The 18681-nt window shown below is 65.2% G+C and carries 18 protein-coding genes; 5 read left to right on the top strand and 13 right to left on the bottom strand.

All coding sequences use genetic code 11. From position 1 onward, the window contains the following. Nucleotides 1-7: 7 nt before the first annotated feature. Nucleotides 8-382, bottom strand: coding sequence for a DUF2946 domain-containing protein (locus Q0743_RS30245; RefSeq protein ID WP_298245092.1), 375 nt, complete (start codon nt 380-382; stop codon nt 8-10). Between the two features lie 497 nt (nt 383-879). Between Q0743_RS30245 and Q0743_RS30240 the strand changes: the two genes are divergently transcribed. From Q0743_RS30240 to Q0743_RS30225, 4 genes are all read left to right on the top strand, one after another. Next, a complete protein-coding gene (locus Q0743_RS30240; protein WP_298245091.1) occupies nt 880-1299 on the top strand; it encodes a globin in 420 nt (139 codons plus the stop codon). Nucleotides 1300-1436: 137 nt separating this feature from the next. Beyond that, nucleotides 1437-2459: a sugar ABC transporter substrate-binding protein gene (locus Q0743_RS30235; protein WP_298245090.1), complete on the top strand. Its 1023-nt coding sequence runs from the start codon at nt 1437-1439 to the stop codon at nt 2457-2459. Between the two features lie 6 nt (nt 2460-2465). Further along, on the top strand, nt 2466-3968 hold the full coding sequence (locus Q0743_RS30230; protein WP_298245089.1) for a sugar ABC transporter ATP-binding protein: 1503 nt from the start codon (nt 2466-2468) through the stop codon (nt 3966-3968). Nucleotides 3969-3979: 11 nt separating this feature from the next. Continuing rightward, nucleotides 3980-5002: an ABC transporter permease gene (locus tag Q0743_RS30225; RefSeq protein WP_298245088.1), complete on the top strand. Its 1023-nt coding sequence runs from the start codon at nt 3980-3982 to the stop codon at nt 5000-5002. A 320-nt stretch (nt 5003-5322) separates the two neighbouring features. On the opposite strand, the gene Q0743_RS30220 is transcribed toward Q0743_RS30225, so the two are convergent. The 5 genes from Q0743_RS30220 to Q0743_RS30200 form a co-directional block, all read right to left on the bottom strand. After that, a complete protein-coding gene (locus tag Q0743_RS30220; protein WP_298245087.1) occupies nt 5323-6366 on the bottom strand; it encodes an ABC transporter ATP-binding protein in 1044 nt (347 codons plus the stop codon). Beyond that, on the bottom strand, nt 6359-7339 hold the full coding sequence (locus Q0743_RS30215; RefSeq protein ID WP_298245086.1) for an ABC transporter ATP-binding protein: 981 nt from the start codon (nt 7337-7339) through the stop codon (nt 6359-6361). The genes Q0743_RS30220 and Q0743_RS30215 overlap by 8 nt, the downstream gene beginning before the upstream one ends. Further along, a complete protein-coding gene (locus tag Q0743_RS30210) occupies nt 7336-8157 on the bottom strand; it encodes an ABC transporter permease (protein WP_298245085.1) in 822 nt (273 codons plus the stop codon). The genes Q0743_RS30215 and Q0743_RS30210 overlap by 4 nt, the downstream gene beginning before the upstream one ends. A 250-nt stretch (nt 8158-8407) precedes the next feature. Continuing rightward, entirely contained in the window at nt 8408-9331 is a 924-nt protein-coding gene (locus Q0743_RS30205) for an ABC transporter permease (protein WP_298245084.1), read from the bottom strand. A gap of 59 nt (nt 9332-9390) precedes the next feature. Further along, entirely contained in the window at nt 9391-10980 is a 1590-nt protein-coding gene (locus Q0743_RS30200) for an ABC transporter substrate-binding protein (protein WP_298245083.1), read from the bottom strand. A 283-nt stretch (nt 10981-11263) separates the two neighbouring features. Here Q0743_RS30200 and Q0743_RS30195 point away from each other — a divergent pair, with 283 nt between their 5' ends. Beyond that, nucleotides 11264-12148: a hypothetical protein gene (locus Q0743_RS30195; RefSeq protein ID WP_298245082.1), complete on the top strand. Its 885-nt coding sequence runs from the start codon at nt 11264-11266 to the stop codon at nt 12146-12148. Nucleotides 12149-12322: 174 nt separating this feature from the next. On the opposite strand, the gene mtnK is transcribed toward Q0743_RS30195, so the two are convergent. From mtnK to nuoN, 7 genes are read right to left on the bottom strand one after another with little or no spacing between them, the layout of a single operon-like run. Next, nucleotides 12323-13609 (bottom strand): S-methyl-5-thioribose kinase, encoded by a 1287-nt coding sequence (mtnK, locus tag Q0743_RS30190; RefSeq protein WP_298245081.1) that lies wholly within the window; start codon nt 13607-13609, stop codon nt 12323-12325. A 35-nt stretch (nt 13610-13644) separates the two neighbouring features. Next, the gene (locus tag Q0743_RS30185) at nt 13645-13992 is read right to left on the bottom strand and encodes a hypothetical protein (protein ID WP_298245080.1); all 348 of its coding nucleotides are present in this window, start codon (nt 13990-13992) and stop codon (nt 13645-13647) included. A 29-nt stretch (nt 13993-14021) separates the two neighbouring features. Then, complete coding sequence (locus Q0743_RS30180; protein ID WP_298245079.1) at nt 14022-14297, bottom strand: DUF1467 family protein; 276 nt, start codon at nt 14295-14297, stop codon at nt 14022-14024. Between the two features lie 9 nt (nt 14298-14306). Beyond that, on the bottom strand, nt 14307-14711 hold the full coding sequence (gene mce, locus Q0743_RS30175; RefSeq protein ID WP_097662509.1) for a methylmalonyl-CoA epimerase: 405 nt from the start codon (nt 14709-14711) through the stop codon (nt 14307-14309). A 45-nt stretch (nt 14712-14756) separates the two neighbouring features. Then, nucleotides 14757-16427 (bottom strand): ribonuclease J, encoded by a 1671-nt coding sequence (locus Q0743_RS30170; RefSeq protein ID WP_298245078.1) that lies wholly within the window; start codon nt 16425-16427, stop codon nt 14757-14759. Beyond that, nucleotides 16427-17233 carry a biotin--[acetyl-CoA-carboxylase] ligase gene (locus Q0743_RS30165; protein WP_298245077.1) on the bottom strand — a complete coding sequence of 269 codons (807 nt, stop codon included), beginning with the start codon at nt 17231-17233 and terminating at the stop codon, nt 16427-16429. The genes Q0743_RS30170 and Q0743_RS30165 overlap by 1 nt, the downstream gene beginning before the upstream one ends. Nucleotide 17234: 1 nt before the next feature. After that, a complete protein-coding gene (nuoN, locus tag Q0743_RS30160) occupies nt 17235-18671 on the bottom strand; it encodes an NADH-quinone oxidoreductase subunit NuoN (protein ID WP_298245076.1) in 1437 nt (478 codons plus the stop codon). Nucleotides 18672-18681: the final 10 nt, after the last annotated feature.

Below are 18681 nucleotides of genomic sequence, written 5' to 3'. Positions count from 1 at the left end.
CGCTAGGTCAGGAAAATCGAGGTGGGGCGCGCGCCTGGGCGATCGAGCGCTCGGGCGCGGCGATGGCGGACGCCTGGGCCGAATGCCACACCACGCGCGCGGCATGGCGGACGGGAATCGGGAGTGTCGTGTGCGTCGGCGAATCGAGCGAGGCGTTGGCCTGGGCCAGGCAACATAAGGCGCACGCGCCGGCATGCGCAGTCGGCCCGCCGGTCTGGTCGCTCAGGCCGCCCTGCTCGCTCGCGCTGTGGCAGATGACGCCGGCAGCCAGCGGATCGGCAACGGCAATGCCCGTCGCCCAGCAGGCGGCAATCGGCGCCAGCACCTGCATCGCCAGGGCGAGCAGGACCAGGGGCAGGAATTTTTGTAGCCGAGCGCGCATCCGCCGAACCGTTTCGTTCGTCCACTAACTAAACACCGTGCCGCCCCCAAGTCGAGGTCAGTTCCGCCGCCTTCTTGGCCCAGCGCAAATTTGGCGAAAACCGTGGCCGCGGTACCCCAGCACGGCCCCAGGGTTGGGCATTTGAGGCATGTCAAACGCTCCCGCCATCCACAGATTTCGTATATTTGTCATATACTTGCGGGATCGAGCGCCCGATCATTTCGTCTACTGATCGAATTTTGAACATTCGTTGCCGAAAATGATGACAAGTGAGAAAAGTTGATCTAGCATCCCTCTCGCTCAGGCTGGCCGCGAGGTCCAAGTCTGGTGGTCCAAGTCTCGGGAGGAGCCCCTGGCGCGCAAAATGCAGCGTCGCCCCGTCAATCAAGATCAAATCTTAAGATCGGGGATAATAGGGTCGACACAATTTTTGAGCGGGGCCAGGGCCCCGCTCTTTTTTTGTCCGCAAGTCTTGTTGGCAAGAGACTGAAGCGCCCATGAATGCTTCCTCCAAGGATGCTTCGCCCAATCCGATCGAAATCAGCTTCGAACTCGCGGCCTCGCGCTCCGCGGATCTCACGCCCCTCGTCTATCAGCGCCTGTTTGACGAGCATCCTGAAACGCAGGCGATGTTCCGCTCGCAAGGCAGCGAGTTGGTGCAGGGATCGATGCTCGCGCTGACGATCGAGGCGATTCTCGATTTCGCCGGCGAGCGCCGCGGACATTTCCGGCTGATCGCTTGCGAAGTCGCCTCGCACGATGGCTATGGCACGCCGCGCGAGCTGTTCATCGCGTTCTTCGCCGTGATCAGGGATACGCTTCGCGATCTGCTCGCCGATGAATGGTCGATCGAGATCGCGCGAGCCTGGGATCAGTTGCTCGTCGACATCGACGCATTCGCCGGTGCGACGGCCTGACGCTTTGCGCTGCACCAACACAGCTTGCTGCAATGAGTGATTGCAGATTGAGTGGCGCCAACTCTTGTGAGACACTTTCGGACATCGGTCGCGCAATCAATGACGCGCCGACGAAAATATATATATGGGAGCGAGCGATGTCCGGGACGAAAGATTTCTCGACGACGAGGCGCGATCTTCTTCAGGCGGCCGCGACCGCCGGCGCCGGAGCTGCCCTTCTCGGCAGCATGGGCATAAACCCCGCACTGGCAGCCGAGGTCGGACGCAGCGAGAAGCCGCTGAAAGCGGCGTTCTCCAATGCAGGCCTTCAAGCGACATGGTGCGCGCAAGGCAAGCAGGCCGCCGAATTCTGGGGCAAGCTGTTCAACGTCGAGGTCACCTGGTTCGACGGCCAACTCGACGCCGTGAAGCAGCGCGCGGCGATCGACAACATGGCCTCGCAGAAATGGGACTTCGTCGCCATCCAGGCCTTCGGGATCGGTACCCTCACCCAGCCCGTGCAGAAGATGATCGACGCCGGCACGCCCGTGATCGACATGGACACGCTGATCGCGCCGCTCGACCAGATCAACGTGCACTCCTTCCTCGCCCCCGACAACGAGTTCATGGGCGCCTCGGTGACCCAGGCGCTGTGCAACGCAATGGGCGGCAAGGGCAAGATCATCATGACGCAGGGCGCCCTCGGCCACACCGGCGCGCAAGGACGGGCCAAGGGCTTTACCAACGTCGTGAAGCAGTTCCCCGGCATCGAGGTGCTCGACACCCAGCCCGCCGACTGGGACGTGTCGAAAACCGCCCGCCTCTGGGAAACCTATCTCACCAAATATCCGCAGATCGACGCGGCGTTCTTCCACAATGACGACATGGCGCTGGCCGCGGCCAACATCATGAAGGCGCGCGGCCGCACCAATATCCTGATCGGCGGCGTCGATGCCATGCCGCCGGCGATTCAGGCGGTGAGCGAGGGGCGCATGTTCGCAACCGTCCGCAATCCCTCCTGCCGCATCCATGGCGGCGCCATCATCGCGGGTGTCTCGGCCGTGGTCGGCGGCGAGAAGAGCGGACAGGGCATCCCCAAGAACGTCGTCACCGACGGGCCGGTCGTGACCAAGGCCAACGCCGCCGGGATGCAGTGGATGCAGGATCACTTCCTGATCTGAACGTTCATGCCCGAGCTACGTTCGCCCATCCTTGAACTGCAGGGCATCACGAAGAGCTTCGGCGGCGTCGAAGCGCTTCGTGGTGTCGACTTTGCGCTTTATCCCGGCGAGATCCACGGTCTCGTCGGCGAGAACGGCGCCGGCAAAAGCACGCTGATGAAGATCATCGCCGGCGTGCACACCGAATTCTCCGGCCGCTTCCTGATCGACGGCGCGGAGACGCATTTCCGCTCGGCGCGCGATGCGCACGCCGCCGGCATCGCCATGGTGCATCAGGAGCTCTCCGTCGCGCCTGACCTCACGGTCGCCGAGAACGTCTTCCTCGGCAACCAGCCGACCAATGCCCTTGGCCTCGTGCAATGGCGGCGGATGGCGCGCGAGGCTGGCGAGCAGCTCGCCCGCTTCGGCATCGACGTCGATCCGATGTCGCGGCTCGGCGACCTGCCGATCGGGCTGCAGCAGCTGATCGAGATCGCACGCGTGCTGTTCTCGGGCGCCCGCATCGTCATCCTGGACGAGCCGACCTCCGCGCTCTCCCCGCCCGAGGTCGAGCGGCTCTTTGCCACCCTTCGACGATTGCGCGAGGAAGGCACCAGCATCGTCTTCATCTCGCATTTCATCGAGGACATCCTGCACGTGTCCGACACGGTGACCGTGTTCCGCAACGGGCGGAAGGTTGCCGAGGCCGCTTCATCCGCGACGACGAAGGGTGCGCTGATCGAGGCCATGATCGGCCGCGGCGGCGAGGCGCTCGAACACAGCTATACCGACGATCTGATGCTGCCGCAGCCGAGCGCCAGCCAGGTCGTTCTCAAGGTCGACCAGCTCTCGCTGTCCCGCAGCCTGAAGGACATCTCCTTCGAGGCGCGCGCCGGCGAAGTGCTGGGCATCTACGGCTTCATGGGCTGCGGCCAGCAGGAGCTGTCGCGCATCCTGTTCGGCAAGCTGAAACCGGACGCCGGCACGCTCGCCGTTGAAGGCAAACCGAAAACCTTCGCCAGCACGGCGGCGGCGCGGCGCGCCGGGGTGGCGCTGGTGCCGGAGAGCCGGCGCGACATGCTGTTCCACCAGGAGCCGGTCTACAAGAACATCTCGATCAGCATTCTCGATCGCATCTCCGCGCTGCTGCTCAAGCCGGCGCAGGAGCGCGATATCGCAAAGCGCCAGGTCGAGCAGTTGCAGATCCGGCCGCCGGTGGTCGGCCTCGACCTCGGCATGCTCTCCGGCGGCAACCAGCAGAAGGTGGCGCTGGCGAAATGGCTGACCTATCCGCCAAAGCTGCTGGTGCTGTGCGAGCCGACCCGCGGCATGGATGTCGGCGCCAAGAACGACGTCATCAACATCGTCCGCGACCTCCGCGCCAAGGGGCTCGCGATCATCGTGCTGTCGACCGAGCCGGAAACGGTGCTGTCGCTGGCCGACCGCATCCTCGTGCTCAAGCGCGGCGCCATGGTGCGGGAATTCAAGAACGAGCCGGTCAGCAAGGACCGCCTGCTGGAAGCGGCGTGACGGAGAAGCACATGAGCAGCGAGACGGCTTTGGCGGGGCAGCGGACACGAGGGCTGGCGCCCTTCCTGCGCTCGCAGATGCGCAACATCGCCCCGTTCCTGACCCTGATCTTCCTGTCCGCCTTCTTCGCCTTTGCCAGCCCCTCCTTCGCGACGCTCGACAATCTCGGCAACATCCTGACCCAGGTGTCGGTGACGGGCATCATCGCGGTCGGCCTCACCTTCGTGATCCTCTGCGCGGAGATCGACCTCTCCATCGCCAGCATCGCCAACGTCACCGGCATCGCGGTCGCCTACTTCACGCTGCAGGAATCCTACGTCAACATCGCCAACATCCCGCTGCCCGGCGCGGTCGCGATCATCCTGTCGATCCTGCTCTGCGCCCTGCTCGGCCTCGTCAACGCGCTGGGCCTGACCGTGATCGGCATCCCCTCCTTCATCATGACGCTGGCGATGATGCAGATCGCTGCCGGCATCTCCGCACTGCTGGTGCGCGGCCAGATCGCCTACAAGGTCCCTAGCCTGATCACGACGCTCGGCTCCGGCTCGGTCAGTGGCATTCCCTGGATCGTCATCGTCGCCGCCATCATGCTGCTCGGCGGGCACCTCGTGCTGACCTACACGCGCTTCGGCCGCTACGTCTACATGGTCGGGGGCAATCGCGAGGCGGCCGACTATGCCGGCCTCAACGTCAAGCTGATCCTCGGCGCTGTCATGGTGATCTCGGCGGTGTGCTCCGGCATCGGCGGCATGCTCGGCGTCGCCCATTTCGGCAGCGCGCAGCAGAACGAGTTCGACACCTATCTGCTCGACTCCATCGCCGCCGTCGTCGTCGGCGGCACCAGCCTGTTCGGCGGCCGCGGCGGCATCGGCAACACCATCGTTGGCCTGTTCGTGCTCGGCGTCCTCAACAACGGCCTCGACCACGTCAACATCGACAGCTTCCTGAAGATCCTGATCCGCGGCCTGATCCTCCTGGCAGCGTTGGTCATCAACGTCTATGCGCAGCGGCTGCGGGAAAAGACGGCGGAGTAGACCGGCCGCCAAAGCAAAATTTGCGAAAACAACCCCATGCACAGTAGAAACTGCGAGGAATTTCAGGACCTTGCCAAACGCGTAATGGCGTGAGTGCTGCCGGCGGCAAAGTTTGAACTGTCGGGCAAAACAGGAGCAGGATGGCATTGTGGCGATCGGCGTGTCCCGGCAGCTCTTCCCAAGATCGTTGAACAATGATCCGTCATCCTGAGGCGCGAAGCATGCGATGCGAACGCATCGCATGCGGAGCCTCGAAGGATGCATGGCCGAGCTGACAGTCGGGCCGTCGCCCTTCGAGGGCCGCTGAAGGAGCGGCCACCTCAGGGTGACGGAGAAATAGCGAGGTTCGCCGCATCGATCTCCTCGCTCCGCCAGCACCGCACCGCATGCCCGTCCGGCCGCGTCTCCAGCACCGGGCCCGGTTCGCGACGGCACACCGCTTCCGCGTAACGGCAGCGCGGGCTGAAGGCGCAGCCGTTGGGCGGATTGAGCGGGTTGGGAAGGTCGCCGCCCGTGGTCGCAAGCGGGGCGCGGTGCAAGGGATCGGGGATGGCGGCAATCAGGGCCCGTGTATAGGGATGCGCGGGCCGCTCGAAAATCTCGCGCCAGTTGCCGTTCTCGACGATGCGGCCGAGATACATCACGGCGACGCGGTCGCTCATGTGCTCGACGACGCCGAGATCGTGGCTGATCATGATGTAGGACAGGCCGAGCGTGTCCTTCAGCTCCAGCAGCAGGTTGATGATCTGGGCGCGGATCGAGACGTCGAGCGCCGACACCGGCTCGTCGCAGATGACGATCTTGGGATTGAGGATCAGTGCCCGGGCGATGCCGATGCGCTGGCGCTGGCCGCCGGAGAATTCGTGCGGATAGCGGTCGGCCTGCTCCGGGCGCAGGCCCACATGCCTCAGCATCACCGCGACGCGGTCCGTGATCTCACTTTTCGCGGTGACACCGTGCACGCGCAGCGGATCCTCCAGCGTTCGGCGAACGGTCTGGCGCGGGTTGAGCGAGGCATAGGGATCCTGAAACACGATCTGCACGGTGCGGGCGAGCGCCTTGCGATCGCCGGATTGGCGGCTCGTCACCACCTGCCCGTCCACTGTGATCCGACCGCGTGTCGGCGCCAGCAGGCCAAGGATCGACAAGGCGACCGTCGACTTGCCGGAGCCGGACTCGCCGACGAGACCGAGACATTCGCCGCGCCTCAAGCTGAGATCGACGCCGTCGACGGCCCGCAGCACCCGCTTGCCGCCCCCCAGCAGACCGCCGCCAAGCGGAAAATGAACCGCGAGATCCCTGACGCTGAGGATGAGATCCTCGTCCGGCCTTGCCTCATCCGGCATCTCGTGCGGCTCATGCATGGTGATGGCACCTCACGAGTCCGCCCGCCTCCAGCAGATCCACATCCGGCGCCACGGTGCGGCAGATCTCGGTCGCCCGCACGCAGCGCGGATTGAACCGGCAGCCATCGGGGAAATGGGTGATGGCGGGAACGACGCCCGCGATTTCCTGCAGCCTGGCGCGGCCGAGCGCTGCGCGGCTGCCGAGCCGCGGCAGCGAGGCGACCAGGCCTTGCGTATAGGGATGCGAGGGCGCGCGGAAGATGTCAGCCGAGCCACGCTCCTCGACGATGCGGCCGGCATACATCACGGCGACGCGGCGGCAGACATTGGCGACGAGGCCGAGATCGTGGCTGATCATCAGGATTGCCGTGCCCCGCTCCGCGCACAGATTGCGCATCAGCTCGATGATCTCGGCCTGCACGGTGACGTCGAGCGCGGTGGTCGGCTCGTCGGCGATCAACAGGTCCGGACCGCAGGCGAGCGCGATGGCGATCATCACGCGCTGGCGCATGCCGCCCGAGAGCTGATGCGGGTAGTCCTTCACGCGCCGCTCGGGCGCAGGCACGCGGACATTCGCCAGCGCCTCGACCGCGAGCCGGTTGGCCTCGCGCCAGCTCTTGCCCTTGTGCAGCACGAACATCTCGGCGATCTGCCGGCCCACGGGCGACACCGGATTCAGAGCCGTCATCGGCTCCTGGAAGATCATGGCGATCCGGTTGCCGCGCAAATCCCGCTGCCCGGCGGCGGACAGATGCTGGATCTCCTTGCCGTCGAACCGGATGACGCCGCCGCCGATCGACAGGGGGTGACGCAGCAGGCCGATCAGGGCCAGCGCGGTGATGCTCTTGCCGCAGCCGGATTCACCGACGAGGCCGAAGGTCTCGCCGCGATCGATGCGGAACGAAACGCCCTCGGCCGCCGCAACGCGTCCCGATCCGATATCGAGATCGAGCCTGAGGTCCTCGACCTCGAGCAGCGGCGTGCCGGTCATGTCCGCCGGCTCCGCGATTGAGGATCGAGGATGTCGCGCAGGCCGTCGCCCAGCAGATTGAGGCCGAGCACCGTCAGGAAGATGGCAAGGCCCGGAAACACCGACAGCCACGGTGCCGTCGTGATCTGCTCGCGGGCTTCCGAGAGCATGCTGCCCCAGCTTGGAAACGGCGGACGGACGCCGAGGCCGAGGAACGACAAGGCGGCCTCCGACAACACCGCGCTGCCCATGCCGAGCGTACCGATGACGATGAGCGGTCCGAGCATGTTCGGCAGCAGCTGCGTGATCATGATACGCAGATCGCCGTAGCCGAGCACGGTTGCCGCCTGGACATAGCCCTGGCTCCGCAGCGACAGCGCCGAGGCCCGCGCGATCCGGCAGGTGAAGGACCAGTTGGTCAGACCGAGCGCGATCAACAGGCTGGTCAGGCCGGGGCCGAGCACCGCCATGATCGCCAGCGCAAAGATCAGCGACGGGATCGCGAGCATGAGATTGGTCAAGGCGTTGACGACATCATCCCACCAGCCGCCGAAATGGCCGGCGCTCAGGCCGAGGGCCACGCCGATCACGCTGTTGATGAGCTGCGAGACGATGCCGACGGTCAGCGAGACCTGCGCGCCGTACACGACGCGGGAATAGATGTCGCGGCCCTGGTCGTCCGTGCCGAACCACCAGGTCCAGCTCGGCGGCTCCTCCGCGTTCATGAGATTGGCATCCATGACGGGATCGGTGTGCGCGAGCCAGGGCGCGAGCACGCCGACCAGGATTGCCACCGCGAACAGCGAGCCACCGATGACGAGATTGGCGCGGAGCTTCATCGCGAGTGCACCATTACGGCAGGGGTATTCGTGCGTGGCTTCAGCGAAAACTCGCTGCGGGCGCGCTTCGCCTCTCCCGCTTGCGGGGGAGGCCGACGCGCTCGAAGAGCGCGGCGGGAGGGGGCTCGCGCCACACAGGGAACCCCGATGCGGAGACACCCCCACCCCAGCCCTCCCCCGCAAGCGGGAGAGGGAGCGCAGTGCCGATGCCGCCACAACGCGCGCCTCATAGGCGACTGCAAGCCCGCGCTCATGCGTATCTGATCCTGGGATCGATCACGCCGTAGAGCACGTCGATCAAGAGATTGATCGCGAGGAACGCCAGCACCACCACGAGAATGGAGCCCTGGACGGCCGGAATGTCGCGCTGCAGGACGCTGTCGACCAGCAGCGAGCCGATGCCCGGCCAGGAGAACAGCTTCTCGACCACGACCGCCTGCCCCATCAAGGCTCCGAATTGCAGGCCCACGGTCGTGAGGATGATGACGAGCGCGTTGCGCATGACATGCCACTTCACCACCCGCGTCTCGCTCATGCCCTTGGACCGAGCGGTGCGGACGAAATCGGCCGTCATGATCTCGAGGACCGCGGCCCGGGTCGTTCGGGCGAACAGCGCCATCGGCGAGACCCCGAGCGTCACGGCCGGCAACAGCAGATACTTCAATCCGCCGTCGCCATAGCCGAAACTGGGCAGCCAGCCGAGTTTCAACGCGAACAGATACATCAGAACGAGCCCGAGCCAGAATTTGGCGATGGACAGGCCCGACACCGCCACCATCATGGCGAGCGTATCGACGATGCCTCCGGGTTTCAGCGCGGCGATGAAGCCGAGCGGCACGCCGATGACGACGGCAAAGGCCATGGCGGCGAAGACGAGCTGCAGCGTAGGCCAGGCCCGCTTGGCGATCATGGTCGTCACGGGCTCGCGCGTGCGGAACGACGTGCCGAGATCACCGGTCGACAGCTTTGCGATGTACTTGCCGAAGCGCACATAGACGGGATCGTCGAGGCCGAGCTGCTTCTTCATGCGCTCCTCGACCTGCGGGTCGCTGTCGTCGCTCATGGAGGAGACGATGCTGCCGGGAACGACGCTGAACAGCACGAAGACCAGCAGCACGACCGCGAGCACGGTCGGAACGGTTTGCAGCAGGCGACGGAACAGAAACGAGAGCATCGGCACTTTCCTCTCCCCCTCCATCGTTCGCTACGATGGAGGAAGCGCGAGAGCGTCTGTCACTTCGCCGGAGAGGTCTCGTCGACCCAGAGGTCTTCGACATTCTGGTGGGTCAGCTCCGTGGCATTGAGCTGAACGCCCTTGAGCCACGGCTGCACCGCCATGACCGCCTTGTTGTAGTTGAAGAACCAGACCGGTGCCTCCTCGTAGAGCAGCGCATTGGCCTTTTGCAGCAATTCGATGCGCTTGGCGGGATCGTCGGCCTGCCCTGCCGCATCGACGATCTTGTCGAAATCGGCATTCTTGTAGGTCATGTAATTGCAGGCCGGCTGCGGCGTCGCCGAGTGGAAGCATTTGAGGGCGGCCAGCGGATCCGGGCCGCTGGCCTGCGAATAGATGAAGGCCTGATAGTCGCCGCTGCGCACCACCTCCGCCAGCACCGCCGTCTCGACCTGCTTGACCTTGGCCTTGATGCCGACCTTGTCCAGCATCGGGATCACCGCCGAGACGATCGGCAGACCCCAGCTTTCATTCTGGCTGGTGGTCCATTCGAACTCGAAACCGGAGGGATAGCCGGCCTCGGCAAGCAGCTGCTTGGCCTTGGCGGGATCGTAGGGATAAGGTTTCATCGCCTTGTCGTAGGCGGGCGAAGTCAGCGGCAGCCAGCTGGTGGCGCGGTAGGCCTTGCCCTTGACCAGCTTGTTGATGATCAGATCGGTGTCGATCGCATAGTTGATCGCCTGCCTCACGCGCTTGTCGGCGAACGGCTTGAACGAGGGATTCATGCCCATGTAGCGCGTGAAGACCTCGGCGACCTCGACGATGGTGCCCTTGAGCGCGGCGTCGGACTGATAGGCGACGTATTGGGCGGGCCCCAGCACCGAGGTGTCGATCTCCTTGTTGCGGAAGGCGACGTCGCGCGCCGCGGCCTCGCCCATGATCGACACGACGATCTTGTCGGCATAAGGCTTGCCGGGCTTGTAGAACCGGTCCCATCGCTCCAGCACGATGCGCGATCCCGGCACGTGCTCGACGAACTTGAACGGCCCGAGGCCGATCGGATGCTGGATGAAGCTGTCCTTGGCGCCTTCGTCGGCCGGATAGATCGAGGTCAGCGCGGTGAAGAAGTAGAAGCCCGGATCGACCTTCTCGGTCAGCTTCATCTCGATGGTGAAATCGTCGATCTTCTTCAGGCCGGAGATTTCCTTGGCCTGGCCCTTCTCGACCGCGGCCGCGCCCTCGATGACGCGGACAAAGCGCGCCCCGGGAAAGGCCTTGGTGCCGTCCATGATGCGGTTGTAGGACCAGATGACGTCGTCGGCGGTCATCTTGCGGCCGTTGTGGAAATAGGCGTCATCGCGCAGCTTGAAGGTGTGAACCAGGCCCCCGCCCGAGACCACATCCTCCTTGGCGAGCTCCAGAACCGGCTTTCCTTCCGCCGAATTCCAGATGTAGAGCGAGCGATGCAGGGCCTTGGCATAGATCTCATCCTGGGCGCGCTGCGTGGTGTGAATGTCGAGGCTCGTGAAGCTCGAACCATAGGGCGCGGTCATGCGGATGGTTCCGCCCTTGCGCGGCGTCTGGGCCTCCGCCGATCCGGCGAGCGCCAGCCCTACCCCCGCGACGATCGCAATCATCCTGAACATCATGTGTCCCCCAACAACGCAGGTGCATGCCGATCAGGGATTTGATCATTCGTCACCCGTCGAACGCAAGCTTCGTTTTTGATGGAGACCAATGTCAGTTCCGATGGCAGCGCTGCGACGACGATCTCGGGAGGCGGGTTGCATGCGCCCTTCGCTGCAAGCGGGATTGACGCGGTGCGTCATCGGACAGCCCAGGGACAGTGAACATTTTTCGTGACCAACGCGACCAAGCTCAGGATCGTTATCCGAACCCCAGGGATCGCGAAAAAAGAGGATCGCGCAAAGAATGGCCCGCCGAACGCTAGGTATCCTGCTGGCCGGAAGTCTGGTTGCCGCAACGGCGGCGATGGCGATCCCCGTCACGCCGGACCCCGCCCGCGACGGCCTGACGAAGAGCATCCAGATCAATTGGTCCCACACCAAGCGGTCAAACGGGTTTGTCGACGATACATGGTGGGCCGTCAGGGGCCGTTGCGTTCCGGATTATCTGGGCGAGCGCCTGCTCTGCGACACGATCGGGCTTCTGGCACAAGCCGCGAGCCGGACATTCGAAACCAAGATGTCCGACGACATGGGCCTGCCGCTCGTTGACCTCTGGGGCCTGATGACCGCGAAGAATTCCCCCTTCGTCAGGTCGGTTCACGTCGAGACGCCGCTTGGTCTCGAGGCCGTGCTCGACTTCTATCGCGCTGCACTCGACAAGCGCGGATGGACCGAAACCGACGGTGCGGTCGTCGAGCCCGGCAGGGCCGCTGTCGCCTACACGACGTCAGACGGGCCGGCGCTGCTCCGGCTCGTCCGCCAGGGCAACATGACGATCGCCGACCTGTCGCTGCGCAAGCCATTGGCCGCCACCGCCCGCATCCAGCCTGCACCGGGACAAGCGAGGTTGTTGCTCGGCAACAAGACAGATGAAGCGGCCGACATCACCGTCAACGAGCGAACCATCCACCTGACGGCTCGCGCCGGAGAAGGACTGATCGATTTCGACGACGCCGCGGACGAGTTGCCTGATCGTCAGAAGATTGAGCTGCCGCCGGGCAAGTACAAGGTCACCCTCAAGCTCAGGGGAAGCGCAGCCCAGAAGCGCGAGTTCGAGGTTGCGGCCAACGAGACCTGGGGTCTGCTGGTCGGCCCCGAGGGTGCTCCGCTGCCGGTGCGGATGTATTAGCGTTCCGCGACAATCCCTCCCCGTCATTGCGAGCCACCGGGTCCGCGCGAAGCGCGGCCCGATAACAGGCTCCGCGAAGCAATCCAGAGTGTCCCCGCGTCGGCAGTCTGGATTGCTTCGTCGCAAGGGCTCCTCGCAATGACGGAGTGCGCGGAGCCGTCTTGCGCTACACCTTCAGCCCGACAATTCCGGCATCCAGTCCCGGAGCTTCCGCGCAGCACCCGTGACATCGCCGATGGTCCGAAACGTCCTCGTTTCCACCATCATCGCCCGCGCCAGCCGCACCGCGCGCGCCTCGCTGATGGCGCGGGTCTTCGCATCGTCGATCAGCTCGAAGTCGATGTTATGGGCAAGACCGAAGATGCGGCGGATGGTCTTTGCGGCGGCGAAACCGACGGCCTCAGTGAACAGGCGCTGCATGTAGGTCTGCCGCTCCGCCTCCAGACGCGCGGCGCCCTGCTGGCCGGCGAAGAGCGAGACCGGATAGGCATCGCCGGTGCCCCCTGCGCGCCAGAGTTCGAGGAATTTCCCGGCGAACCCGTTCCAGACCTGTTCGACCGTCTCCAGCACCCAGGCCTCGAATGCGGCCCGCTCACCCGGCGCGCGCTCGTGGCCGGCGGAGGCGAAATAAGCCATCAGGAGGTTGGCGAGCACGGCGCCGACGTCGAACCCCATCGGGCCATAGAACGCGAATTCGGGATCGATCACCCGTGTCTGGCTATCGGTGACCATGATCGATCCGGTGTGGAGGTCGCCATGCAGCAGCGCCTCGGGACTTGCCATGAACTTCAGCTTCAGCCGGGAGATCGCGACGTGCAGCTCCATGTCGTCGCGCAGGTTTGCTGCCAGCCCATCGAGCCAGGGTGCGGTCCAGCGGTTCTGCTCGGCGATGCGGTAGGGATCGGTGAAGATCAGATCCTCGGTGATCTTGCAGAGCGCGTGGTTGCCGGCGAAAGCCGCCAAGCCCTGCTTCTTCTCGGCCGCGGACAGCGCAAGGTCGGAGGTGAAGAACAGGGTGCGCGCCATGAAGGTGGTGATGTCGTCCACGAAGCGCGGATAGCGCGTTCCCGCAACCAGCCCCTTGCGCATGATGATGTGGGGCTCGAGCAGCTCCATCACCGTCAGCGCCAGTGTCTCGTTGTGATGCAGCAGTGCCGGTACCAGCCCAGGTGCGAGCTCGGCCTGGCGGGACAGCGCGAGATATTCGTAATGGGCCCGCGACAGCGGCAGCGGCCAGCTCTCGCCGACGAGGCGGACATAAGGCAGCGCCTGCTTCACGGCGACGCCGCCGCTCGTGCCCTTGACGATGAAGACGAGGTTGAGATTGCCGTCGCCGACCTCGGTGATCTCCCAGGATGCGGGATCGCCGCCAAGGCGCGCCGCGATATCCGACAGGCCTGCGAGATGATCCCGCAAATCAGCCTCATGCAGAATCCGGTAGTCTCCCTGCCCCTGCGCCATGACGATCCCATCCCATGCTTGGCATGGCCGGATCGTTACTCCCGCTCCAGGAAGCTCGAGCCGATCTCGGCCTTTCTTTTGATCGGATCGTAATCACAATAAACGAGGTCCGCCACCAGCGTGTAGCTGGCGCTGACGTTGTATTTGTCCAGCTTGACCGAGTTCAGGCCGATCACTGAGGTGCTCTTGCCGCCGTTCCATTTGAACGGCGTCGAGCTCTTGGCCTGCTCGCAGGCCATCACGGCCTCGTTGAAGACGTAGCCCTCGACGAACGCCTTCAGCGTTCGCACCTGCGCCGCCATCTTCCACTCGACGTAACCGACGGCGCCGAGGCCTGCGGCGATCAGCACCAGAAGCGCGATGACGATCCTCTGAAAAGTCATTCGTCCCCCCAAAGCAGCATCAAAAAAGTCTAAAACGGCATGCCCATCAATTTCGACAGGCGCTCGATCGAGAGATAGCCGGCGTGATAGGCGGCAAGCCCCGCGCCGTAGATGATCGCCGAGATGATGGTGGTCCAGATCAGCTTGCGGCCCATCCGGGTCAGGATCGGTGCACCGGGGTCGGTGCCGGGCGCACCGACGCCGTCCTCGTGCTGGCTGCGCACGCCGAACGGCAGCGTCAGGAACAGCGCGATCCACCAGATGACGAAGTAGATCGCAATCGCGGTCGAGATCTGGATGGCCATGGGGCGGCCTTATGCCTGCTCGATTTCAACCAGCGCGCCGGAAAAGTCCTTCGGGTGCAGGAACAGCACCGGCTTGCCATGGGCGCCGATCTTCGGCACGCCGTCGCCGAGCACCCGGGCGCCTTCCTTCACCAGCGTGTCGCGCGAGGCGATGATGTCGACGACCTCGTAGCAGACATGGTGGATCCCGCCGTCGGGATTGCGCTCGACGAACTTTGCGATCGGCGAAGCCTCGCCGAGCGGCTCGATGAACTCGATCTTGGTGTTGGGGAGCGTGGCGAACACGGTGATGACGCCGTGCTCGGGCAGCGGCACGGCTTCCGAGATTTGGGCGCCGAACGCCGTGCCGTAGATCTTCGCGGCCTTGACGGCATCCTTGGTCGCGATCGCGACATGGTTGAGGCGACCCAGCATGTTTGTTCTCCCTCAGCGCATGATCCGAAGATCATGCCGACACAGTTACACCGTCAGGACATGTACCAGACAGGGGGGTTTCTTGCCCCAATGTTCGTTGATCACGGCCCGGACCACGCGTCGCACCGACTCGCCCAAGGCGTCGGGGTCGCGGCGGCGGGCCTTCGGCAGGCCCTCGATCGTCGACATCACGGCGTCGAAGACGATGTCGTCGAACGGCTCGCCTGCCCTGTTCTTCTCGGGGATGCCGACCAGATCGACCTCGGGATCGTCGGCCAGCTCGCCCTGCTCGGTCATGGCGATGGCGACGAAGGCGCAGCCGGAGAACGCCATGCGGCGGCGTTCGACCACGGCGCGGGACTTGGAATCCTCCAGGATCGTGCCGTCCTTGTAGAGACGGCCCGAAGGCACCTCGCCGACGATGCCGGGATCGCCGGGGCCGAGCTTGACGAGATCGCCGTTACGGCAGACCAGCACGCGCGGCACGCCGGCGGCGCGCGCCAGCTTGGCGTGCTCGTGCAGGTGCAGGGCCTCGCCATGGACGGGGATCAGGAGCTGCGGCCTGGTCCAGGCGATCATGTCGCGCAATTCGTCGCGTCGGGGATGGCCGGAAACGTGGACCAGAGCGTCGCGGTCGGTGATGATCTCGACGCCCTGCAGCACCAGATTGTTGACGATCGAGCCGACCGCCTTCTCGTTGCCCGGGATGGTGCGCGAGGAGAAGATGACGCTGTCGCCGCGGTTGAGCGTGATCTCGGGGTGGTCGTCATTGGCGATGCGTGCCAGCGCGGCGCGCGACTCGCCCTGGCTGCCGGTGCACAGCGCCAGCACCTTGTCCTGCGGCAGATGGCCGTAGACCTCGGGCGAGCGGAAGTTCTGCACGCCGTCGAGATAGCCGCATTCGCGCGCGACCTGCACCACGCGTTCCATGGCGCGGCCGACCACGACGACCTCGCGGTCGGCGGCCCTCGCGGCGGCGGCGACGGCCTTGATGCGGGCGACGTTGGAGGCGAAGGTCGTGACGGCGACGCGGCCCTTGGCGGATTTCACGAGATCGATGATGGTCCGCGCGACCTCGGCTTCCGAGGGCGAGCGGCCGTCGCGCACCGCGTTGGTGGAATCGCCGATCAGGGCGAGCAGGCCCTCCTCGCCGAGCTCGCGCAGCCGCTTCTCGTCGGTCGGCCGCCCCAGCGTCGGGGTCGGGTCGATCTTCCAGTCGCCGGTGTGCAGCACCGTGCCGGCCGAGGTGTGGATCGCCAGCGCGTGCGCTTCGGGGATCGAATGCGCGACGGGGATGAACTCGACGTTGAACGGGCCGACATCGACGCGACCGCCGGACGGCACCACGGTCACCGGGATCTTCGGCGCGTTGCGCTCGGCGGCGCATTTGGCCTCGAACAGCGCGGCGCTGAACTGGGTCGCATAGATCGGGCATTTCAGCTTGGGCCAGAGATCGATGATGGCGCCGAAATGGTCCTCATGGGCGTGGGTCAGCACGAGGCCCATCAGGTTCTTGCGCTCCTTCTCCAGGAAGCTGATGTCGGGCATGATCAGGTCGATGCCCGGCAAATGCTCCTCGTCGCCGAAGGAGACGCCGAGATCGACCGCGAGCCAGGCGCGCTGCTGGCGGTTGCCGAGGCCGTAGATCGACAGGTTCATGCCGATCTCGCCGACGCCGCCGAGCGGCGCAAACACCAGTTCTTCGGGCTTCGCCATCACGCAGCTCCCACGGAGCGGACCGGGCCGAAGAACACCTCGCCCGCAGCCACCGGGACGCGGCGGCCCTCGGCGGTGCGGACGATAAGGCAGCCGGTGTCGTCGATGGTGTCAAAAATGCCTTCCAGCGTCGTGGTTCCCGTGTGGATTGCGACCGGCTCGCCGAGGCCGGCGGCTCGCTCCAGCCAGAGTTTACGGATATCGGCGAAGCCGCGGCCATTGTCCCAAAGGCCGCGGAATTCGACCCAGGCGTCGGACAGAGCCGAGAACAGCTCCTCGGCGCTGATCTGGACCCCGAGCGCGGCCAGCGAGATAGCAGGCGTCGGCGTCCCCTCGGGCGCGCCGACGACATTGGTGCCGATGCCCACGACGATGGCGAGGCGATCGCCAACGGCCTCCGCCTCGAGGCCGATGCCCACGAGCTTCTTGCCGTTGGCCAGCACGTCGTTCGGCCATTTCAGGGCGTAGCGGGGACGGCCCTCGCCGAGGCGCATGGCGGCCTCGAGGCTGACCTTTTCCAGCGCGGCCTCCTCGGCGAGCCCGGCGGCAAAGCCGATGGTGGCGGCAACCGCAGGCGCAACGTCGAGGATTTCGAGGACGCTGGCGGCGAGATTGCCCTTCGGTGCGATCCAGGCGCGCTGACGGCGGCCGCGGCCGGCGGTCTGCTCGGAGGTGACGAACCACATCGGGCCGCGCTCGCCAGCTCTTGCGCGTTCGATCGCCTCGGTGTTGGTCGAGCCGGTCCGTTCGAACGCCGCGAGCCCAAAGCCCGCGGCCTGTGCGCGAGGACCGAGCGCGAACCCCATCCTAGAACAGCGACTTTGCCGCGGCGGAGGCGACGCTCACGACGGGCCCCGCGAACAGCGCGAACAGGATGGTGAACAGGCCCGAAACCGCCAGCACCGTCTTCACCTCGACGCGCATCGGATCGACCTGACCGGCCGGCTCGTCGAAATACATCGTCTTGACGATGGCGAGATAGTAGTAGGCGCCGACCACGCTGGAGAGCACGCCGATGACGGCGAGCGTGAACAAATTCGCCTTGATGGCCGCGACGAACACGTACCATTTGGCGAAGAAGCCGGCGAGCGGCGGAATGCCGGCGAGCGAGAACAGCAGCATCGCGAACATGAAGGCGAGCAGCGGGTTGGTCCGCGACAGACCGGCGAAATCGCTGATCTTCTCCACGGCCTGGCCGTTGCGCTTCATGGCGAGGATGACCGAGAACGAGCCGAGCGTCATCGCGACATAGATCACGATATACATCAGCACGCCCTGCGCGCCCTCGACCGTGCCGGAGGCAAGGCCGACCAGGGCGAAGCCCATATGGCCGATCGAGGAATATGCCATCAGGCGCTTGATGTTGGTCTGGCCGATCGCCGCGAAGGAGCCGAGCGCCATCGAGGCGATCGACACGAACACCAGGATCTGCTGCCACTGCGAGACGATGCCCGGGAAAGCGGTGAGCGTGACGCGGGTGAACACGGCGAGCGCGGCCACTTTCGGTGCGGAAGCAAAGAAGGCGGTCACCGGGGTCGGCGCGCCCTCATACACATCAGGCGTCCACATGTGGAACGGCACGGCCGAGACCTTGAAGCAGAGGCCGGCGAGCAGGAAGACCAGGCCGAACACCAGGCCGACGTTGGAGATGGTCGCAGCCGCCGCGATGCCGGTGAAGCTGACGGTGCCGGTGAAGCCATAGACCAGCGAGGAGCCGTAGAGCAGCATGCCCGAGGACAGCGCGCCGAGCACGAAGTACTTCAGGCCGGCTTCGGTCGACTTGGCGTTGTCGCGGTTCGAGGCTGCGACGACATAGAGCGCGAGCGACATCAGTTCGAGGCCGAGATAGAGCGAGATCAAATCGCCGGCCGAGATCAGCACCATCATGCCGAGCGTCGAGAGCAGCACCAGGATGGCGTATTCGAAGATGCGCCGCGAGGGATCGGACAGGAACTCGGTCGACAGCACCAGCGTCACCGCCGAGCCGATCAGGGCCAGGATCTTCATGAAGCGGGCGAAATCGTCGACGATGAAGCTGCCGCCGAAGGTGACATGCTTGCCCGCGGGCAGCATGTATTCGAGCACGCCGACCACGACCAGCAACACCACCGCCAGCGAGGTGACCGCGCCGGTCGTCCCCTGCCCGCGATAGGCGCCGAGCATCAGAAGCGCCATCGCGCCGATCGCGAGCACGATCTCGGGCAGCACCGGCGCCAGTTGATAACCTGCAGTCTCAAAGCTCATGGCGATATCC

The organism is uncultured Bradyrhizobium sp., from assembly GCF_936943645.1.
In the GTDB taxonomy this organism is placed as follows: domain Bacteria; phylum Pseudomonadota; class Alphaproteobacteria; order Rhizobiales; family Xanthobacteraceae; genus Bradyrhizobium.
The sequence above is the reverse complement of the archived record's forward strand: the minus strand, read 5'-3'. Positions and strand labels throughout refer to the sequence as shown.

What these genes read in the sequence shown, in the direction of transcription:
- Q0743_RS30185 (WP_298245080.1), bottom strand. Translation starts at nt 13,992, where the DNA reads ATGACTTTTCAGAGGATCGTCATCGCGCTTCTGGTGCTGATCGCCGCA.
- Q0743_RS30215 (WP_298245086.1), bottom strand. Translation starts at nt 7,339, where the DNA reads ATGACCGGCACGCCGCTGCTCGAGGTCGAGGACCTCAGGCTCGATCTC.
- Q0743_RS30195 (WP_298245082.1), top strand. Translation starts at nt 11,264, where the DNA reads ATGGCCCGCCGAACGCTAGGTATCCTGCTGGCCGGAAGTCTGGTTGCC.
- Q0743_RS30210 (WP_298245085.1), bottom strand. Translation starts at nt 8,157, where the DNA reads ATGAAGCTCCGCGCCAATCTCGTCATCGGTGGCTCGCTGTTCGCGGTG.
- Q0743_RS30170 (WP_298245078.1), bottom strand. Translation starts at nt 16,427, where the DNA reads ATGGCGAAGCCCGAAGAACTGGTGTTTGCGCCGCTCGGCGGCGTCGGC.
- Q0743_RS30245 (WP_298245092.1), bottom strand. Translation starts at nt 382, where the DNA reads ATGCGCGCTCGGCTACAAAAATTCCTGCCCCTGGTCCTGCTCGCCCTG.
- Q0743_RS30205 (WP_298245084.1), bottom strand. Translation starts at nt 9,331, where the DNA reads ATGCTCTCGTTTCTGTTCCGTCGCCTGCTGCAAACCGTTCCGACCGTG.
- Q0743_RS30230 (WP_298245089.1), top strand. Translation starts at nt 2,466, where the DNA reads ATGCCCGAGCTACGTTCGCCCATCCTTGAACTGCAGGGCATCACGAAG.
- Q0743_RS30240 (WP_298245091.1), top strand. Translation starts at nt 880, where the DNA reads ATGAATGCTTCCTCCAAGGATGCTTCGCCCAATCCGATCGAAATCAGC.
- Q0743_RS30235 (WP_298245090.1), top strand. Translation starts at nt 1,437, where the DNA reads ATGTCCGGGACGAAAGATTTCTCGACGACGAGGCGCGATCTTCTTCAG.
- Q0743_RS30200 (WP_298245083.1), bottom strand. Translation starts at nt 10,980, where the DNA reads ATGATGTTCAGGATGATTGCGATCGTCGCGGGGGTAGGGCTGGCGCTC.
- Q0743_RS30225 (WP_298245088.1), top strand. Translation starts at nt 3,980, where the DNA reads ATGAGCAGCGAGACGGCTTTGGCGGGGCAGCGGACACGAGGGCTGGCG.
- Q0743_RS30180 (WP_298245079.1), bottom strand. Translation starts at nt 14,297, where the DNA reads ATGGCCATCCAGATCTCGACCGCGATTGCGATCTACTTCGTCATCTGG.
- Q0743_RS30165 (WP_298245077.1), bottom strand. Translation starts at nt 17,233, where the DNA reads ATGGGGTTCGCGCTCGGTCCTCGCGCACAGGCCGCGGGCTTTGGGCTC.
- mtnK (WP_298245081.1), bottom strand. Translation starts at nt 13,609, where the DNA reads ATGGCGCAGGGGCAGGGAGACTACCGGATTCTGCATGAGGCTGATTTG.
- mce (WP_097662509.1), bottom strand. Translation starts at nt 14,711, where the DNA reads ATGCTGGGTCGCCTCAACCATGTCGCGATCGCGACCAAGGATGCCGTC.
- nuoN (WP_298245076.1), bottom strand. Translation starts at nt 18,671, where the DNA reads ATGAGCTTTGAGACTGCAGGTTATCAACTGGCGCCGGTGCTGCCCGAG.
- Q0743_RS30220 (WP_298245087.1), bottom strand. Translation starts at nt 6,366, where the DNA reads ATGCATGAGCCGCACGAGATGCCGGATGAGGCAAGGCCGGACGAGGAT.